General features: G+C 66.3%; 15 protein-coding genes and 1 pseudogene. 13 read left to right on the top strand and 3 right to left on the bottom strand.

Annotation, left to right across the window (positions count from 1 at the left end):
• The 8 genes and pseudogenes from nusA to ARC23_RS20820 form a co-directional block, all read left to right on the top strand.
• Window positions 1-1,512, top strand: coding sequence for a transcription termination factor NusA (gene nusA, locus ARC23_RS12430; protein ID WP_057497491.1), 1,512 nt, complete (start codon window positions 1-3; stop codon window positions 1,510-1,512).
• A 92-nt stretch (window positions 1,513-1,604) separates the two neighbouring features.
• Complete coding sequence (gene infB / locus ARC23_RS12425) at window positions 1,605-4,238, top strand: translation initiation factor IF-2 (RefSeq protein WP_057497490.1); 2,634 nt, start codon at window positions 1,605-1,607, stop codon at window positions 4,236-4,238.
• A gap of 124 nt (window positions 4,239-4,362) precedes the next feature.
• Window positions 4,363-4,746 carry a 30S ribosome-binding factor RbfA gene (gene rbfA, locus ARC23_RS12420; protein WP_005410447.1) on the top strand — a complete coding sequence of 128 codons (384 nt, stop codon included), beginning with the start codon at window positions 4,363-4,365 and terminating at the stop codon, window positions 4,744-4,746.
• A gap of 107 nt (window positions 4,747-4,853) precedes the next feature.
• Window positions 4,854-5,762 carry a tRNA pseudouridine(55) synthase TruB gene (truB, locus tag ARC23_RS12415; RefSeq protein ID WP_057497489.1) on the top strand — a complete coding sequence of 303 codons (909 nt, stop codon included), beginning with the start codon at window positions 4,854-4,856 and terminating at the stop codon, window positions 5,760-5,762.
• Window positions 5,763-5,935: 173 nt separating this feature from the next.
• Window positions 5,936-6,196, top strand: a complete 261-nt coding sequence (gene rpsO / locus ARC23_RS12410; protein WP_005417886.1) for a 30S ribosomal protein S15 — start codon at window positions 5,936-5,938, stop codon at window positions 6,194-6,196.
• A 151-nt stretch (window positions 6,197-6,347) separates the two neighbouring features.
• Complete coding sequence (gene pnp, locus ARC23_RS12405; RefSeq protein WP_049469447.1) at window positions 6,348-8,456, top strand: polyribonucleotide nucleotidyltransferase; 2,109 nt, start codon at window positions 6,348-6,350, stop codon at window positions 8,454-8,456.
• Between the two features lie 287 nt (window positions 8,457-8,743).
• On the top strand, window positions 8,744-9,934 hold the full coding sequence (locus tag ARC23_RS12400) for a glycoside hydrolase family 18 protein (protein ID WP_057497488.1): 1,191 nt from the start codon (window positions 8,744-8,746) through the stop codon (window positions 9,932-9,934).
• 109 nt (window positions 9,935-10,043) lie between these two features.
• Window positions 10,044-10,175 (top strand): annotated as a pseudogene (locus ARC23_RS20820) (VOC family protein); the annotation flags it as partial.
• 24 nt (window positions 10,176-10,199) lie between these two features.
• Here the strand turns inward: ARC23_RS20820 and ARC23_RS12395 are convergent.
• From ARC23_RS12395 to ARC23_RS12385, 3 genes are read right to left on the bottom strand one after another with little or no spacing between them, the layout of a single operon-like run.
• Window positions 10,200-11,759, bottom strand: coding sequence for a PepSY-associated TM helix domain-containing protein (locus ARC23_RS12395; protein WP_057497487.1), 1,560 nt, complete (start codon window positions 11,757-11,759; stop codon window positions 10,200-10,202).
• 10 nt (window positions 11,760-11,769) lie between these two features.
• The gene (locus ARC23_RS12390) at window positions 11,770-12,033 is read right to left on the bottom strand and encodes a hypothetical protein (protein ID WP_057497486.1); all 264 of its coding nucleotides are present in this window, start codon (window positions 12,031-12,033) and stop codon (window positions 11,770-11,772) included.
• Window positions 12,033-12,329 carry a hypothetical protein gene (locus tag ARC23_RS12385; RefSeq protein WP_057497485.1) on the bottom strand — a complete coding sequence of 99 codons (297 nt, stop codon included), beginning with the start codon at window positions 12,327-12,329 and terminating at the stop codon, window positions 12,033-12,035. Before ARC23_RS12385 ends, ARC23_RS12390 begins: the two co-directional genes overlap by 1 nt.
• Window positions 12,330-12,757: 428 nt before the next feature.
• Here ARC23_RS12385 and thrS point away from each other — a divergent pair, with 428 nt between their 5' ends.
• From thrS to ARC23_RS12365, 5 genes are all read left to right on the top strand, one after another.
• On the top strand, window positions 12,758-14,659 hold the full coding sequence (gene thrS / locus ARC23_RS12380; RefSeq protein ID WP_057497484.1) for a threonine--tRNA ligase: 1,902 nt from the start codon (window positions 12,758-12,760) through the stop codon (window positions 14,657-14,659).
• 48 nt (window positions 14,660-14,707) lie between these two features.
• Complete coding sequence (infC, locus tag ARC23_RS12375; protein WP_005410437.1) at window positions 14,708-15,250, top strand: translation initiation factor IF-3; 543 nt, start codon at window positions 14,708-14,710, stop codon at window positions 15,248-15,250.
• A 265-nt stretch (window positions 15,251-15,515) separates the two neighbouring features.
• Window positions 15,516-15,713 carry a 50S ribosomal protein L35 gene (gene rpmI / locus ARC23_RS20510; protein WP_005410436.1) on the top strand — a complete coding sequence of 66 codons (198 nt, stop codon included), beginning with the start codon at window positions 15,516-15,518 and terminating at the stop codon, window positions 15,711-15,713.
• 11 nt (window positions 15,714-15,724) lie between these two features.
• Window positions 15,725-16,084, top strand: coding sequence for a 50S ribosomal protein L20 (gene rplT / locus ARC23_RS12370; RefSeq protein ID WP_003484828.1), 360 nt, complete (start codon window positions 15,725-15,727; stop codon window positions 16,082-16,084).
• A 191-nt stretch (window positions 16,085-16,275) separates the two neighbouring features.
• Entirely contained in the window at window positions 16,276-17,271 is a 996-nt protein-coding gene (locus tag ARC23_RS12365; RefSeq protein ID WP_057497483.1) for a phenylalanine--tRNA ligase subunit alpha, read from the top strand.
• Window positions 17,272-17,284 lie beyond the last annotated feature (13 nt).

The following is a 17,284-nucleotide window of genomic DNA, read 5'->3' as shown; positions in this document are numbered from 1 at the left end:
ATGAGCAAGGAACTGTTGCTGGTAGTCGACGCGGTCGCCAACGAGAAGGGCGTGCCGCGTGAAGTGATCTTCGATGCCATCGAGGCCGCCCTGGCCTCGGCAGCGAAGAAGCGCTATCCCGACGAGGAAGTGCTGACCCGCGTGGTCATCGACCACAAGGATGGCAGCTACGAAACCTACCGCCGCTGGGAAGTGGTGGCCGATGACGTGGTCATGGAATCGCCGGACCGCCAGATCCGCCTGATGGACGCCGTCGATGAAGCCGAAGGCGTGGACGTCGGCGACTACATCGAAGAGCAGATCGAGAACCCGGACTTCGGCCGCATCGCCGCCCAGGCCGCCAAGCAGGTCATCGTCCAGCGCGTGCGCGAAGCCGAGCGCCAGCAGGTCGTGGACGCGTGGAAGGATCGCGTCGGCGAGCTGATCACCGGTGTGGTCAAGCGCGCCGAGCGCGGCAACATCTACGTCGACCTCGGTGGCAACGCCGAAGGCTTCATTCCGAAGGACAAGGGCATTCCGCGTGACGTGCTGCGCGCCGGCGACCGCGTGCGCGGCTACCTGGCCGAAGTGCGCTCGGAGCCGCGCGGCCCGCAGCTGTTCATCAGCCGTGCCGCCCCGGAATTCATGATCGAGCTGTTCAAGCTGGAAGTGCCGGAAGTCGGCCAGGGCCTGGTCGAAATCAAGGCCTGTGCCCGCGACCCGGGCGACCGCGCCAAGATCGCCGTGCTGGCCCACGACCAGCGCACCGATCCGATCGGTGCCTGCATCGGCATGCGCGGTTCGCGCGTGCAGGCTGTGTCCAACGAGCTCAATGGCGAGCGCGTGGATATCGTGCTGTGGAATGACAACCCGGCCAACTTCGTCATCAACGCGATGGCACCGGCCGAAGTGCAGTCGATCATCGTTGATGAAGACAAGCACTCGATGGACCTGGCCGTCGCTGAAGACCGCCTGGCCCAGGCCATCGGCAAGGGCGGCCAGAACGTGCGCCTGGCCAGCCGCCTGACCGGCTGGCAGCTCAACGTGATGACCCAGGACCAGGTCACCGCCAAGTCGGAAGCCGAGCAGGCGTCGGCACGCCAGCTGTTCATGGACAAGCTGGAAGTGGACGAAGAGATCGCCGGCATCCTGGTCAGCGAAGGCTTCGGCACCGTCGAGGAAATCGCTTATGTCCCGGTTGGCGAGCTGCTGGCCGTGGAAGGTTTCGACGAAGACATCGTCGAAGAGCTGCGCGCTCGTGCCCGCGATGCGCTGCTCAATGAGGCCCTGGCAGTCGAGGAAGGCCTTGAAGACGGCCAGCCGGCGCAGGACCTGCTGTCCCTGAAGGGCATGGACGAAGCCACCGCGTATGCGCTGGCCGGCCACGGCGTGCGTACCAGCGAGGACCTGTCCGACCTGGCCGCCGACGAGGTCATGGACTTCGGCATTGAAGGGCTGGACCAGGAGCGCGCTGCGGCGCTGATCCTGGCCGCGCGTGCCGAGGAGATCGCCCGACTGGAACGCGGCGAATGAGCCGGCAATGAACAGGGCCCTGAGCCGCTCAGGGCGTAGAATCCGCGCCACCTCCAGATGCGGGGGGGCGCCCACAAGATCATAGGATCCGAATGTCGCAGCAAACCACCATCCGCAAGCTTGCCGAACTGGTCAACACGCCGGTCGAAAAACTGCTGGAACAGCTGGCCGGTGCCGGCATGAAGTTCAGCGGCCCCGACCAGGTCGTGACCAGCACCGAGAAGGTGAAGCTCCTGGGCTTCCTTCGTCGTTCGCACGGCAAGCCCGAGCAGGCCCCGGAAGAGACCGATCAGTCTGCAAAGAAGATCACGCTCAACCGGCGGAAACAGCAGGAAGTGACGGTCAATTCCGGTCGCAGCAAGACGACCGTGAATGTCGAGGTGCGCCAGAAGCGCACCTACGTCAAGGATGGTGCGCGCCCGATGACGCCGGACGAAGAGCGCGCCGACATCCTGCGCAAGCTGGAAGAGTCGCGCGCCCGCAACCTCGCCGAGCAGCAGGCCCTGGCCGAGAAGGATCGTCTGCGCGACGAAGCCATCGTCCGTGCCCGCGAGGAAGAGGTTGCTGCCAAGGAACGTGCCGAAGCCGAGAAGAAGGCGGCCGAGGAAGCTGCGGCGGCCGCCAAGGCGGCCGAGGCGCTGGCGGCGAGCCAGCCCAAGGTGCGCGCTCCGATCGATGAAACCGCGCCGCGCCCGCCGCGTGCTCCCGCAGCAGCTCCGGCTGCGCCGCGTGGCGCACCGCCGCGCAGCGACGACCGCAACAACCGCAGCGCGCCGCGCAACGAGCGTGGCTCGGGTGATCGCTTTGCCGGCCAGATGCATCTGTCGGCGGCCGATCGTGCCCGTCGCGGCAACAGCAACAGCAACACCCGGGGTCGTCCGGGCAGCCGTCCGGCGCCGGGACGTCGCGATGGTCGTGGTGGCGGCAACGCCGGTCCGCATGCGTTCGAGCGCCCGACCGCACCGGTGGTGCGTGAAGTGGCGATCGGCGACACCATCACCGTGGCCGACCTGGCGCAGAAGCTCGCGCTGAAGGGCGGTGAGGTGGTGAAGGCGCTGTTCAAGATGGGCGTGATGGCCACCATCACCCAGTCCATCGACCACGACACCGCCGCGCTGGTCACCGAGGAACTCGGCCACAAGGCGATCCGTGCCAACGACAACGACGCCGAAGACGCACTGCTGGCCTCGGCCGGTGAAAGCCAGGGCGAAGCCGTGCAGCGTCCGCCGGTGGTCACCATCATGGGCCACGTCGACCACGGCAAGACCTCGCTGCTGGATTACATCCGCCGCACCAAGGTCGCTACCGGCGAAGCCGGCGGCATCACCCAGCACATCGGCGCGTACCACGTGGATACGCCGAAGGGCGTGATCAGCTTCCTGGATACCCCGGGCCACGCAGCGTTCACCTCGATGCGCGCGCGCGGCGCCAAGCTGACCGACATCGTGGTGCTGGTGGTGGCGGCCGATGACGGCGTCATGCCGCAGACCAAGGAAGCGATCCAGCACGCCCGTTCGGCGGGTGTGCCGCTGATCGTGGCGATCAACAAGATCGACAAGTCCGACGCCGACCCGATGCGGGTCAAGAACGAACTGCTGTCCGAGCAGGTCGTGGCCGAAGATTTCGGCGGTGACACCCAGATGGTGGAGATCTCGGCCAAGACCGGCCTGGGCGTCGACGACCTGCTGGATGCCATCTCCATCCAGGCCGAACTGCTGGAACTGAAGGCCGTCGACGAAGGCCGCGCCTCCGGCGTGGTGATCGAATCGGCGCTGGACAAGGGCCGTGGCCCGGTCGCCACCGTGCTGGTGCAGCAGGGCCGCCTGAAGAAGGGCGACTACCTGGTGTGCGGCATCCAGTACGGCCGTGTGCGTGCGCTGTTCGACGAAACCGGCAAGCAGCCGGAGTTCGCCGGCCCGTCCATCCCGGTGCAGGTCCTGGGCCTGTCCGGCGTGCCGGAAGCCGGTGACGACTTCGTGGTCGTCGAGGACGAGCGCCTGGCCAAGGACGTTGCCCAGCAGCGTGAGACCAAGCGCCGTGAATCGCGCCTGGTCGCCACCGCCGGCAGCCGCATGGAAGACATCATGGCGACCCTGGGCAAGGGCGAGGGCCAGCAGGTCCTCAACCTGGTCATCAAGGCCGACGTGCAGGGTTCGGTGCAGGCGCTGAGCCAGGCCCTGGTCGCGCTGTCCAACGACGACATCCGCATCAACGTGATCCACTCCGGCGTGGGCGGCATCACCGAGTCGGACGCCAACTCGGCGGCCGCTTCGAAGGCCACCGTCATCGGCTTCAATGTGCGTGCGGACGCTTCGGCCCGCCGCATCATCGAATCCAACGGCGTGGACCTGCGTTACTTCTCGATCATCTATGACGTGATCGACCAGGTGAAGCAGGTGGCCTCCGGCCTGCTGGGCGTGGAGATCCGCGAAGAGATCATCGGTATCGCCGAGGTCCGCGACGTCTTCCGCAGCTCCAAGCTGGGCGCCGTCGCCGGCTGCATGGTCATCGAAGGCGTGGTCAAGCGCAGCAAGCCGATCCGCGTCCTGCGCGACAGCGTGGTGGTGTTCGAAGGCGAGCTGGAATCGCTGCGCCGCTTCAAGGAAAACGTCGACGAAGTCCGCAACGGTACCGAATGCGGTATCGGCGTGAAGGCCTACAACGACGTCAAGCCGGGTGACCAGATCGAGTGCTTCGAGCGTATCGAAGTGCCGCGCACCCTGTAATGCTGCAACGGAGCGGCCCTCACGGGCCGGTCCGCCCCCTGGTGGGGCCCGGCCTTGGTCGGGCCGCTCCTCCTGGTAGGACCCGACCTTGGTCGGGTCACATTTGAATCGAGAGCCCGACCGCGTGCCCAAGACTTTCCATCGAACCGACCGTGTCTCCGCCCAGCTGCGCCGCGAACTCGGCACCCTGGTGCACAACGCCGTGCGCGAGCATGGGTTGCCCTCGGTGAGCGTGTCCGACGTGGAAATCACCCGCGACATGGCCCACGCCAAGGTATTCGTGACCGCGCTGATGCCCGAGCGTTCGGCCGAGGCGGTTGCCGGCCTGAAGGAGCTGGGCTATCGCCTGCGCATGGACCTGGCCCGGGCGATGAAGCTGCGCCACGTGCCGGAGCTGCATTTCCACTACGACGACTCGGTCGACCGTGGTGAGCACATCGACAACATCCTGCGCGACCTGCCCGATACGCTGGCCGCGGAGAAGCGCCGCGAGAGCGACGAAGAATAAGCGCGCAACGCCGGGCATGCCCGGCGTTGTTGCATTCCGGCTGCGCGATGTCTGATGCAGGCCGCGCTGCGGCAGCCGAGCATGGCCCGTCTCAACACTTTCCTGTCATGACCCGAATTCAGTTCCGTCGCCTGGATGGCATCCTGCTGCTCGACAAGTCGACCGGGATGAGCTCCAACGCCGCCCTGCAGGTGGCCCGCCGCCTGTTCCGCGCCGAGAAGGGCGGCCATACCGGCAGCCTCGACCCGCTGGCCACCGGCCTGCTGCCGCTGTGCTTCGGTGAAGCCACCAAGATCGCCGGCCTGCTGCTCGGTTCGGCCAAGGCCTATGACGCCGAGGTCGTGCTCGGGCAGACCACCGATACCGATGACGCGGAAGGTCAGGTGCTGCTGCAGCGCCCGGTGCCTGCCATCAGTGCCGACGCCCTGCAGGCCGCCCTGGCGCCGCTGACCGGCACCATCCTGCAGCGTGCGCCCATCTATTCTGCGCTCAAGCAGGGCGGTGAACCGCTGTATGTGAAGGCCCGCCGCGGTGATGTCATCCAGGCGCCCGAGCGCGAGGTGCAGGTGCACGCCATCGAGGTCCTGGAGCAGCAGCCGGAGCGCCTGCGCCTGCGCGTGACCTGCGGCTCGGGCACCTACATCCGCAGCCTGGCCCGTGATCTGGGCGAGGCCCTGGGCTGTGGTGCCCACATCAGTGCGCTGCGCCGGCTCTGGGTCGAACCGTTCCATGAGCCGGCCATGGTGACCCTGGACCAGCTGCGGGCGATGGCCGAGGCCGGCGACGAGGCCGGCATGGACGCGCTGTTGCTGCCGCTGGCGGCCGGCCTGGCTGAATACCCGAGGGTCGAGCTTGACGCTGACCAGGCCCATCGCTTCTGCGTCGGCCAGCGCCAGCGCGACCCGTCCTGGCCGCATGGCCTGGTGGCCGTGTTTGGCCCGGACGATGCTGTCCAGGGCCTGGGCCAGGTCGACGACAGTGGCCTGCTCGCCCCGCAGCGCCGTTTCAACCTCTGAACGGGGCAGGGCGGTTCAGCCCCGGTCCTTGTCCCGGAAGTCCCTGGCCGTTACAATTTCGCGGCCGTTTTCCGGCAGCCTGCTCCGCGCAGGTTTCATCCTTGTAGTCCACGGCGAGCCTGGCGGTGCGCGAAGCGCGTTCCTGCCGGCCACGCATCACAGAGAAAAAAGAAATGTCGATCGACACCCAGAAGGTCATTGAAGACAACAAGCGCAGCGCCGCTGACACCGGCTCCCCGGAAGTCCAGGTGGCCCTGCTGACCGCCCGCATCGAGCTGCTGACCGGCCACTTCAAGACCCACAAGAAGGACCACCACAGCCGCCGCGGCCTGCTGCAGATGGTCAACCGCCGTCGCAGCCTGCTCGACTACCTGAAGAAGAAGGACGTCGAGCGTTACAAGGCCCTGATCGAAAAGCTTGGCCTGCGTCGCTAAGCAACGAATCCCCCGCGGCGCAGCGATGCGCCGCGGTTTTGTTTTGTAGCACCGCAATCCCCGATTCAGGCCGGAACGATCCGGCCACCCGCTGGCGGCAAGGGTCGCCGACGGTCCAAATTCGCAGACAGCATCCCCAAGGACACCCTCCGTGGCAAAAATCACCAAAACCTTCCAGTACGGCAAGCACACCGTCACGCTTGAGACCGGCGAAGTCGCCCGTCAGGCCAGCGGCGCCGTCATCGTCAAGATGGACGACACCGTACTGCTGGTCACCGCCGTCGCCGCCAAGAGCGCGCGCGAAGGCCAGGACTTCTTCCCGCTGACCGTCGATTATCAGGAAAAGTTCTACGCCGGCGGCCGTATCCCGGGTGGTTTCTTCAAGCGTGAAGGCCGTGCGACCGAGAAGGAAACCCTGATCTCGCGTCTGATCGACCGCCCGATCCGCCCGCTGTTCCCGGAAGACTACAAGAACGAAGTGCAGATCATCGCCACGGTGATGTCGCTGAACCCGGACGTGGACGGTGACATTCCGGCCCTGATCGGCGCTTCGGCGGCCCTGGCACTGGCTGGCACCCCGTTCATGGGTCCGATCGGCGCGGCCAAGGTCGGTTACAAGAACGGTGAGTACATCCTGAACCCGACCGTCAGCGAACTGGCTGATTCGCAGCTGGAACTGGTCGTGGCCGGTACCTCCAACGCCGTGCTGATGGTTGAATCCGAAGCCGCGCTGCTGTCCGAAGAAGTGATGCTGGGCGCCGTGACCTTCGGTCACCGCGAAATGCAGAAGGTCATCAACGCGATCAACGAGCTGACCGTCGAAGCCGGCACCAAGCCGTCGACCTGGGAAGCCCCGGCCAAGAACGACGCGCTGATCTCCGCCCTGAAGGAAGCCATCGGCCCGCGCCTGGGCGAAGCCTTCCAGGTGCGCGACAAGCTGCAGCGCCGCGACGCCATTTCGGCGATCAAGAAGGACGTGTTCGAAGCCCTGGCCGGCCGCGTGGCCGCCGAAGGCTGGAACCCGGCCGAGCTGTCGAAGGAATTCGGTGAACTGGAATACCGCACCATGCGTGACTCGGTGCTGGACACCAAGGTCCGCATCGACGGCCGTGCGCTGGACACCGTCCGCCCGATCACCGTGAAGACCGGCGTGCTGCCGCGTACCCACGGTTCCTCGCTGTTCACCCGTGGCGAAACCCAGGCCATCGTGACCATCACCCTGGGCACCGCCCGCGACGGCCAGGTCATCGACGCCGTTGCCGGTGAGTACAAGGAAAACTTCCTGTTCCACTACAACTTCCCTCCGTTCTCGGTGGGTGAGTGCGGCCGCATGATGGGCCCGAAGCGCCGCGAAATCGGCCACGGTCGCCTGGCCAAGCGCGGCGTGCTGGCTGTCATGCCGTCGCTGGAATCCTTCCCGTACACCATTCGCGTCGTCTCGGAAATCACCGAGTCGAACGGTTCCTCGTCGATGGCGTCGGTCTGCGGCTCGTCGCTGGCCCTGATGGACGCCGGCGTGCCGGTGAAGGCGCCGGTGGCCGGTATCGCCATGGGCCTGGTCAAGGAAGGCGAGCGCTTCGTCGTCCTGTCCGACATCCTGGGTGACGAAGATCACCTGGGCGACATGGACTTCAAGGTGGCCGGTACCGCTGAGGGCATCTCCGCCCTGCAGATGGACATCAAGATCGAAGGCATCACCGAAGAGATCATGAAGCAGGCCCTGCAGCAGGCCAAGGCTGGCCGCCTGCACATCCTGGGCGAAATGGCCCACGGCCTGACCGCGCCGCGTGAGGAGCTGTCGGACTACGCGCCGCGCCTGCTGACCATCAAGATCCACCCGGACAAGATCCGCGAAGTGATCGGCAAGGGTGGCTCGACCATCCAGGCCATCACCAAGGAAACCGGCACCCAGATCGACATCCAGGATGACGGCACCATCGTCATCGCTTCGGTCAATGCCATCGCTGCCCAGGCCGCCAAGGCCCGCATCGAGCAGATCACCTCGGACGTCGAGCCGGGCCGCATCTACGAAGGCAAGGTCGCCAAGATCATGGACTTCGGTGCGTTCGTCACGATCCTGCCGGGCAAGGACGGTCTGGTCCACGTGTCGCAGATCTCCAGCGATCGCGTCGAGAAGGTCGGCGACGTGCTGAAGGAAGGCGATGTGGTCAAGGTCAAGGTGCTGGAAGTCGACAAGCAGGGCCGTATCCGCCTGTCGATGAAGGCCGTGGAAGAAGGCGACGCCGTCAGCGCCGAATAATCGACCTCGGGTCGATTACGGCAGGTGTCAACCTTGGTTGACACGCTTCTGGAATCGCTGGAATGAAAAAGCGGGCTTCGGCCCGCTTTTTCTTTGCCTCGATGTTGCGAAGAGACGCTCATCCGGGTCGCTGCATGTCCTGCTGCAGCGCATGAGGGCCGCCACGCGGCCATCGTTCTGTCACGGTTGCGCGGATCGCGCCTGTCCACGGGACGACATGCCGCGATATCCATACTGCAGGCACATCCGTTTGCTAACGTGGCTGCGCCTTCGAACCGGGAGATCCCATGTTCCGCCAGACCGTGGCCGTCCTTGCCGTGCTGATTGCCGGTGCCTTGCCCATCGCTGCACATGCGGCGCCCGCGCAGCCGCCGATCTTCGGCGCCTATTACCCTGGCGGTTCGGCAGAGCGCTATCCGGTGTCGAGCATTCCTGCCGAGCGCCTGACTCATCTGTTCTACGCGTTCTCCACCCTCGAGGACGGGCGCTGCACGATCGGTGCGGAAGCGCCGAAGAATTTCGCTGCGTTGGCCGAGCTGAAGAGGGCGCATCCGCACCTGCGCACGCTGATTTCGATCGGTGGCTGGGGCGCGGGCGGTTTCTCCGACGCAGCGTTGACCGAGGCCAGCCGCAAGCGCCTTGTGGACTCATGCATGGCACTGTTCTTTGATCGCCACGCGGGCAGTTTCGATGGCGTGGACATCGACTGGGAGTTCCCGGTCAGTGGCGGGCCGAAGGAGCTGGCGCACCGCCCGCAGGATCGCGCCAACCTGACCCTGCTCGCGCAGGCCTTCCGCCAGGCACTCGATGCGCGCGGTCGCACGCTGGGGCAGCCAATGCTGCTGACCGCCGCGCTGGCCGCCGGTCGCCTGCAGACCGATGGCCCCTATGATCCGGCGGCGAGCTACGACCTGCCGGCGCTGTCCAAGGTGTTCGATTTCATCAACCTGATGAGCTACGACATGGGCACCGGCTTCTCGGCAGTGTCGACCTTCAACGCGCCCCTGCATGAAGTGCCGGCCGATCCGCTGGCAGCGGAACTGCGGCGCTGGAACAACGTCGCCGGTGCGGTGCAGTACTACCGCGAACACGGTGTGCCCGCCGACAAGCTGGTGCTGGGCGTGCCGTTCTACGGGCGCGGCTTCAAGGTCACCGGCGATGCACCGGATGGCCTGTACCAGCCCTACAGCGCACCGGCCGACGCCGGTGACTGGCGGGTGATCAAGGCGCGTTATCTCGACCAGCCGGGGTGGACCAGGCACTGGCAGCCGCAGGCGCAGAGCCCGTGGCTGTACAACGCCGGGCAGAAGATCTTCATCAGCTATGAAGACCCGCGTTCGATCGGCCTGCGTGCCCGGTTCGCCCGCGAGCAGGGCCTGGCCGGGGTGTTCATGTGGGAGCTGACCGGCGACGACGCGCAGGCAAGCCTGCTCGACGCCATGCTCGGCCCATGGCAGAAGGCGCGCATCGGCGATTGAGCCACTGGTGGCGCCGGGCTATGCCCGGCGCCAGGCGGCAACGCCATCGGCCCGACACCGCACGGTGCGACGCCGCCGGCAGCGCTACGCTTTGGGCATGGCGCAGTCCGTTGCGGTGGAGCAGGGGCCGGTCGCACGCACCGGTGCGCTGGGGCCGATCGAGTCGCTGTACTTCCGCGACCCGGATGGCAACCTGGTCGAAGCAAGCCGCTACCCGGGCGGGGAACACTCGCCCCAGTAGCGCCGCGTCACGCCCTGCGAACGCTCAATCGGCCCAGACACTGTTCGGGTCGCCGTTGCGGGCGCGGCGCTGGCTGGCGACGGCCAGGCGGGCGAAGCCGAAGGCCATGGCCAGCGCGATGGCATCGACCCAGAACAGCGGCCACTGGCCACGCGCGGCGGCGCGCCACAGCCAGTCACCATTGAGGGCACCGTGCAGGACCGGCACCAGTGCAGTGCTGAGCGCTGCGGCCCACAGCAGCTCGCGCGCGGCCTGCGCGGGGCGGCGCAGTGCGGCCCACAGCGCACAGGCCGCCCAACTGCCGAAGCAGGCCCAGCGGATGCCGTGGTCGACGTCCGATGGCGCCAGCCGTTCCAGTACCAGGGCGGTGCCAAACGCGACCGAAATCGCCACGCACAGGCCGATGCAGACTCCCACCGTGGCCCGGGCCATGTTCACCCCGGCGCGCGGTTGCTGCGGCTGGCGCCGCCTGCGGCGGGATTCGATCCATAGCAGATTGCCCGAATAGAACAGGAAGGCACCGCCGAGGCCGAGCAGGAAGTACAGCCAGACCACCACGCCGTTGCCGAACTCGCCGAAGTGCAGTGCATAGGCGGCGCTGAGCGTGGCGTGGTTGGCATCGCGCTGTCCCGGCAGCTGGGAGGCCAGGACATCACCGGTGGCCACGTCCAGCGCTACTGACCCCAACGGCCCGAGCGTGCCGGTGGATTCACCGGTGATCTCGATGGTGGCGTGGGCATCGCCGGCATTGGCCAGTTTCAGGTAGGTCGGTTCGAAGCTGGCCACGCCCTGCGCTCGGGCCACCTCCAGGGCACGCGCATGCAGCACGCGCAGGCTGCCCGGCGGCGCCGGAATGCCGGTGGCTTCGCGCACCGGGGCGGTATCCATCGCCGCCGGCGCCGCCTCCAGCACCTTGCCGTCGTAGATCAGCGGATTGAGCAGGGCCATCTGCACGAAGACCAGGCAGAGCAGGGCGCCGGTCACGGCGAACATCAGGTGGAAGGGCAGGCTGAGCACGCCGATCACGTTGTGCGCGTCCTGCCACATCTGCTTCAGGTTGCGGCCGGGGCGCAGCGCGAACAGATCGCCCAGCAGCCTGGGCAGATGAATCACCAGGCCGCTGAGCAGCGCCATGCCGTACAGCAGGCTGACAATGCCCATCACATAGATGCCGGCCACCGGCAGGCCGAGACTGTAGTGAAGTTCGTTGACCAGCTCGGCCAGCCCACTCTGCGGGGGTGTCGGGCTGCCGCTGATCTGGCCCGGCCACGCGTAGCGCCAGCTGCCGTCATCGGCCTGCCAGTAGGCCAACGGTTGCGGGTGCTCGGCGCCGGGGAAAGTCATCCCGACGTGGCGGCGCGCCTCGGGGTGCGTGGCGAGCACGTCCTCCAGCAGGTACTGCGCGTCGTCCAGGCCAGCGGGCAGTGCGGTCGCCGCGCCGGGCGTCTGCCACAGCGGCAGGTCGTGATGGAACAGGGTCAGTGCGCCGGCGTAGAACGCCACGAACAGGCCAAAGCCAGCCACCAGGCCGACCCAGGTATGCAGGGTAGTGAAGGTGCGCAGGGTCTGCGAGCTGAACTTCATGCGGTCGGTCTCATTGCACGGCACCGGCCAGGCGCAGCAGCCCGAGCATGGCGAAGCCGGCGGCTGCGCTGCCGGGCAGCACCAGCCAGGCGCGCAGCGCGCTGCGGAAACTGAACGCCCACAGGGCCGCCAGCATCCACAGCGGCACGAAGGCGATCAGGCTGGGAACCAGTGCGTTCTGCCAAGGGCCGGGGGGCAGCCAGGTGACCAGCCCGGTCACTGCGGCGGCCAGGAAGAAGCCGGCGATGAGGCCGGCGAAGGCACGCGCCCACATCAGGGCGACTCCGCGCCCGGACGGTGCCAGGCCGCCAGCGTCGGCAACAGCACAGCTGACAGCATCCAGGTACACAGCATCGCCACCAGCCCGGCGGCGAAGCCGAGCTCGGCCATCCACAGCCACAACGCGGCCGCGGCGGCGACCAGGCCGATCTGGCGGCCGAGGCGACCCGCCCGGCGCAGGCGCGGCCAGCGGCAGTGCGGCGAGGCGGCATAGAAGGACAGTGCCGAGAACATCGCCGACAGCATGCCCAGGCTGCAGAAGCCGAGCGTAGAAAGGCCGACAGTGATCATCGCGGGTGGCCGGCGCAGCTGCGGGCGGGCGAACGCGGGGCACGGGCGGGGCCGGCGGGAGCCGGTCGGAGCGGGTGGCGCATCACGAGGTCCTGGGGAAAGCGGGCAGGCTGGCACAGGGCGGGCCGCGCGGACATGGTAATCATTGCGTTTTCACGCCGCCAGCGATGCTCATTCAGCGGACCGTACGGTGGCCCTTGGGCTTTGCCGCCTGCTGGTTTAAGATCAGCGCAGAACCCTGACTGGAACAAGGTGGCCCGCGCCCAGCGCCGGCCGAGCGTGTGACATGAGCACTACCACCGCCCACTGTTGACCTGCCCCCGAAGGCCCTGTGTTCCAGGCGCCCTCGCGGCGCTTTTTTATTGCCCGGGCTCCGGCCCGGGACCGCTTTCCAGCCCGCCCGGCGGGCCCCGCACGAAGCTATTGCGATGATCAACATTACCCTTCCCGACGGCAGCCGCCGCGAATTCGAAAACCCCGTCAGCGTCATGGACGTCGCCCAGTCGATCGGCGCCGGCCTGGCCAAGGCCACCATCGCCGGTGCCGTGGATGGCGTGCTGGTCGATGCCAGCGACGTCATCGACCACGATGCCAGCCTGCGCATCATCACTGCCAAGGACGAGGAGGGTGTGGAGATCATCCGCCATTCCTGCGCCCACCTGGTCGGCCACGCCGTCAAGCAGCTGTACCCGGACGTGAAGATGGTGATCGGCCCGGTGATCGCCGAGGGCTTCTACTACGACATCTACTCCGAGCGCCCGTTCACTCCGGACGACATGGCCGCGATCGAGAAGCGCATGGGCGAGCTGATCGCCCAGGACTACGACGTCATCAAGAAGATGACGCCGCGCGCCGAAGTGATCGAGATCTTCAAGGCCCGTGGTGAGGACTACAAGCTGCGCCTGATCGAGGACATGTCCGACGACATCCAGGCCATGGGCATGTACTACCACCAGGAATACGTGGACATGTGCCGCGGCCCGCACGTGCCGAACACGCGCTTCCTGAAGGCCTTCAAGCTGACCCGCATCTCCGGCGCGTACTGGCGTGGCGACGCGCAGAACGAACAGCTGCAGCGCATCTACGGCACCGCATGGGCCGACAAGAAGCAGCTCGAGGCCTATATCAAGCGCATCGAGGAAGCCGAGATGCGCGACCACCGCCGCATCGGCAAGCAGCAGGACCTGTTCCACCTGCAGGAAGAAGCGCCGGGCCTGGTGTTCTGGCACCCCAAGGGCTGGGCGCTGTGGCAGGTGGTCGAGCAGTACATGCGCAAGGTCTACCGCAACAGCGGCTACGGCGAAGTGCGCTGCCCGCAGATCCTGGACGTGAGCCTGTGGAAGAAGTCCGGCCACTGGGACAACTACCAGGACAACATGTTCTTCACCGAATCGGAGAAGCGCACCTACGCGGTCAAGCCGATGAACTGCCCGGGCCACATCCAGGTGTTCAACCAGGGCCTGCACAGCTATCGCGACCTGCCGATCCGCTACGGCGAGTTCGGTTCCTGCCACCGCAACGAACCGTCCGGCGCGCTGCACGGCATCCTGCGCGTGCGCGGTTTCACCCAGGACGACGGCCATGTGTTCTGCACCGAAAACCAGATCGAATCGGAAGTGACCGCCTTCCACCAGCAGGCGCTGGCGGTTTACCAGCACTTCGGCTTCGACGATATCCAGATCAAGATCGCGCTGCGTCCGGAATCGCGCCTCGGTGACGACGCCACCTGGGACAAGGCCGAGGGCGCGCTGCGCTCGGCGCTGACCGCCTGTGGCGTGGAATGGCAGGAGCTGCCGGGCGAGGGCGCCTTCTACGGCCCGAAGATCGAGTACCACCTGAAGGATGCCATCGGCCGTACCTGGCAGCTGGGCACGATGCAGGTCGACTTCATGATGCCCGGCCGCCTCGGCGCCGAGTACGTGGACGAGAACAGCCAGAAGAAGCATCCGGTCATGCTGCACCGGGCCATCGTCGGTTCGATGGAGCGCTTCCTGGGCATCCTGATCGAGCACCATGCCGGCCAGTTCCCGGCCTGGCTGGCGCCGACCCAGGTGGTGGTGGCCAATATCACCGACGCCCAGGCCGAGTACGTCTCGAGCGTGACCAAAACCCTTGCGGAGCAAGGCTTCCGCGTCAGCTCGGATTTGCGTAACGAGAAGATCGGCTATAAAATCCGCGAGCATACGTTGCAGCGCGTGCCCTACCTGCTGGTCATCGGTGACCGCGAGAAGGAAAATGGGGCTGTGGCGGTGCGTACGCGTTCTGGCGAAGACCTGGGCAGCATGAGCCTGCAGGCCTTCATCGAGCGGCTCCAGGCCGAGGGCGCGTAAGCAAAGGTCCGGTCCGGGGGCACAGGCACCCGGACCGGTTCGATACCCTTGGGAGAACGTAATATCAGCACCCCTGACAACAAACAGAACCGCAAGAATCAGGAAATCCGTGTGCCGCGCGTCCGCGTGATCGGCAGTGACGGAGAAATGATCGGCGTGTTGTCGCGCGACGAAGCGCTGTCCATGGCCGAAGATGAAGGCCTGGACCTGGTCGAAATCCAGCCGCAGGCCGATCCGCCGGTCTGCAAGATCATGGACTTCGGCAAGTTCAAGTTCGAAGCGCAGAAGAAGGCCAGCGAGGCCAAGAAGAAGACCAAGCAGGTCGAGATCAAGGAAGTGAAGTTCCGTCCGGTCACGGACGAGGGCGACTACCAGATCAAGCTGCGCAAGATGCGTGGGTTCCTCGAAGATGGTGACAAGATCAAGGTCAACATCCGCTTCCGTGGCCGTGAAATGAGCCACCAGGAACTGGGCCGTGAAATGGCCAACCGGATCGAGACCGATCTGGGCGAGGACATCGTCATTGAATCCCGTCCGCGCCTGGAAGGGCGTCAGATGGTCATGATGATCGCGCCGAAGAAGAAGACCTGAGGCCTGACGGGCCGCCTTCCGGGGCGCCTGGCTGAATGGTTCAGGAAAAGGGACGCCATCGGCGTCCCTTTGCTTTTCCGGCAGGCCGATGGAGTGCCGGCGAAAGGGTTGCAGGGGCTGGTGGCAGGGCGGTTTTGCCTGTATCATGCCCGGCTCGACCCACCCAGGACGGGTCGTACGCCGATCATGGCAGGACGGAAAGAGCGGCCCAGGCCGCCGCCAGATCAGTCAGAAACCAGGGTCAAATCCCATCAAGGACATTGCAATGCCCAAGATCAAGACCAACCGGGCAGCGGCCAAGCGTTTCCGCAAGACCGCCTCGGGCAAGTACAAGTGCGGCCACGCCAACCGTAGCCACATCCTCACGAAGAAAGCGACCAAGCGTAAGCGTAATCTGCGTCAGACGGGCCATGTCCGTGCAGAAGACGCAGGCCGTCTGGACCGCATGCTCCCTTACCTCTGAGGAACTGAAAAATGGCACGAGTTAAGCGTGGCGTACAGGCGCGTCGCCGCCACAAGAAAATCCTGACCCTGGCGAAGGGTTACTACAACGCTCGCCGCAAGGTCTTCCGCGTTGCCAAGCAGGCGGTCATCAAGGCACAGCAGTACGCCTACATCGGCCGTAAGCAGAAGAAGCGCAACTTCCGTTCGCTGTGGATCACCCGCATCAACGCGGCTGCCCGCATCAACGGCCTGAGCTACAGCCGCTTCATGAACGGCCTGCTGAAGGCCGGCATCACCCTGGATCGCAAGGTCCTGGCTGACATCGCCGTGCACGACGCAGCCGGTTTTGCCGCGCTGGCCGAAAAGGCCAAGGGCGCGCTGGCGGCATAAGTCCTTCCCGATGCCGCAACCGTTCACTCGGAACGGTGTCAGGTCAAGGCAATGCATGGGGAAGGGCGCAAGTCCTTCCCCATTCTTTTTTGGGTCCCGGCGAGGCCATGGCGGCTGCGCGGGGACGGCGGTGGCGACAGGGGTCGGCCCTTCGCATCGCGATGGCAGATCGACTGGAGTTCCGGCCCCCCATGAGTGACATCCAATCCCTCACCACCCAGGCGCTGGCCGATGTGGCCGCCGCACAGAGCCCCGACGTGCTGGAACAGCTGCGCGTGGCCCTGCTTGGCAAGAGTGGCAGCATCACCTCGCAGCTCAAGCAGCTCGGCGCCCTGCCGGCCGACGAGCGCAAGGCCGCCGGTGAAGCGATCAACCAGGCCCGTGACGCGCTGACCCGCGCGCTGGGCGAGCGCAAGGCGGTGCTGGAAGACGCGGCACTGGATGCGCGCCTGGCGGCCGAAGCCATCGACATCACCCTGCCGGGCCGCAATGGCGACCGCGCCGGCCTGCACCCGATCACCCGCACCCTGGAGCGCATCACCGGCATCTTCGGCCGGCTGGGCTACGAGCTCTCTGAAGGGCCGGAGATCGAGGACGACTGGCACAACTTCGAGGCGCTGAACTTCCCGCCGCACCACCCGGCGCGCGCCATGCACGACACCTTCTACTTCGGCGACGGCCGCCTGCTGCGCACGCACACCTCGGGTGTGCAGGTACGCTACATGGGCGACCACGCGCCGCCGCTGCGCATGATTGCCGCCGGCAAGGTGTACCGCAGCGACAGCGACCAGACCCATTCACCGATGTTCCATCAGGTCGAAGGCCTGCTGGTGGACGAGCATTCGACCTTTGCCGACCTGAAGGGCACGCTGGCCGAGTTCGTGCGCGCGTTCTTCGAGCGCGATTTCGAGATGCGCTTCCGCCCCAGCTATTTCCCGTTCGTCGAACCGGGTGCGGAAGTGGACATCGCCTGGCAGCAGCCCGATGGCAGCACGCGCTGGCTGGAAGTGCTCGGCTGCGGCATGGTGCATCCGAACGTGCTGCGCAACGTCGGCATCGATCCGGAGCGCTACACCGGCTTTGCCTTCGGCATGGGCGTCGAGCGCTTCGCGATGTTGCGCTACGGCGTCAACGACCTGCGCGCGTTCTTCGAGAACGATGTGCGGTTCCTGAAACAGTTCGCGTAAGCCGCAACCCTGT

Source organism: Stenotrophomonas beteli (assembly GCF_001431665.1).
GTDB classification, from domain to species: domain Bacteria; phylum Pseudomonadota; class Gammaproteobacteria; order Xanthomonadales; family Xanthomonadaceae; genus Stenotrophomonas; species Stenotrophomonas beteli.
This window is presented reverse-complemented; position numbering and strand designations above follow the sequence as displayed.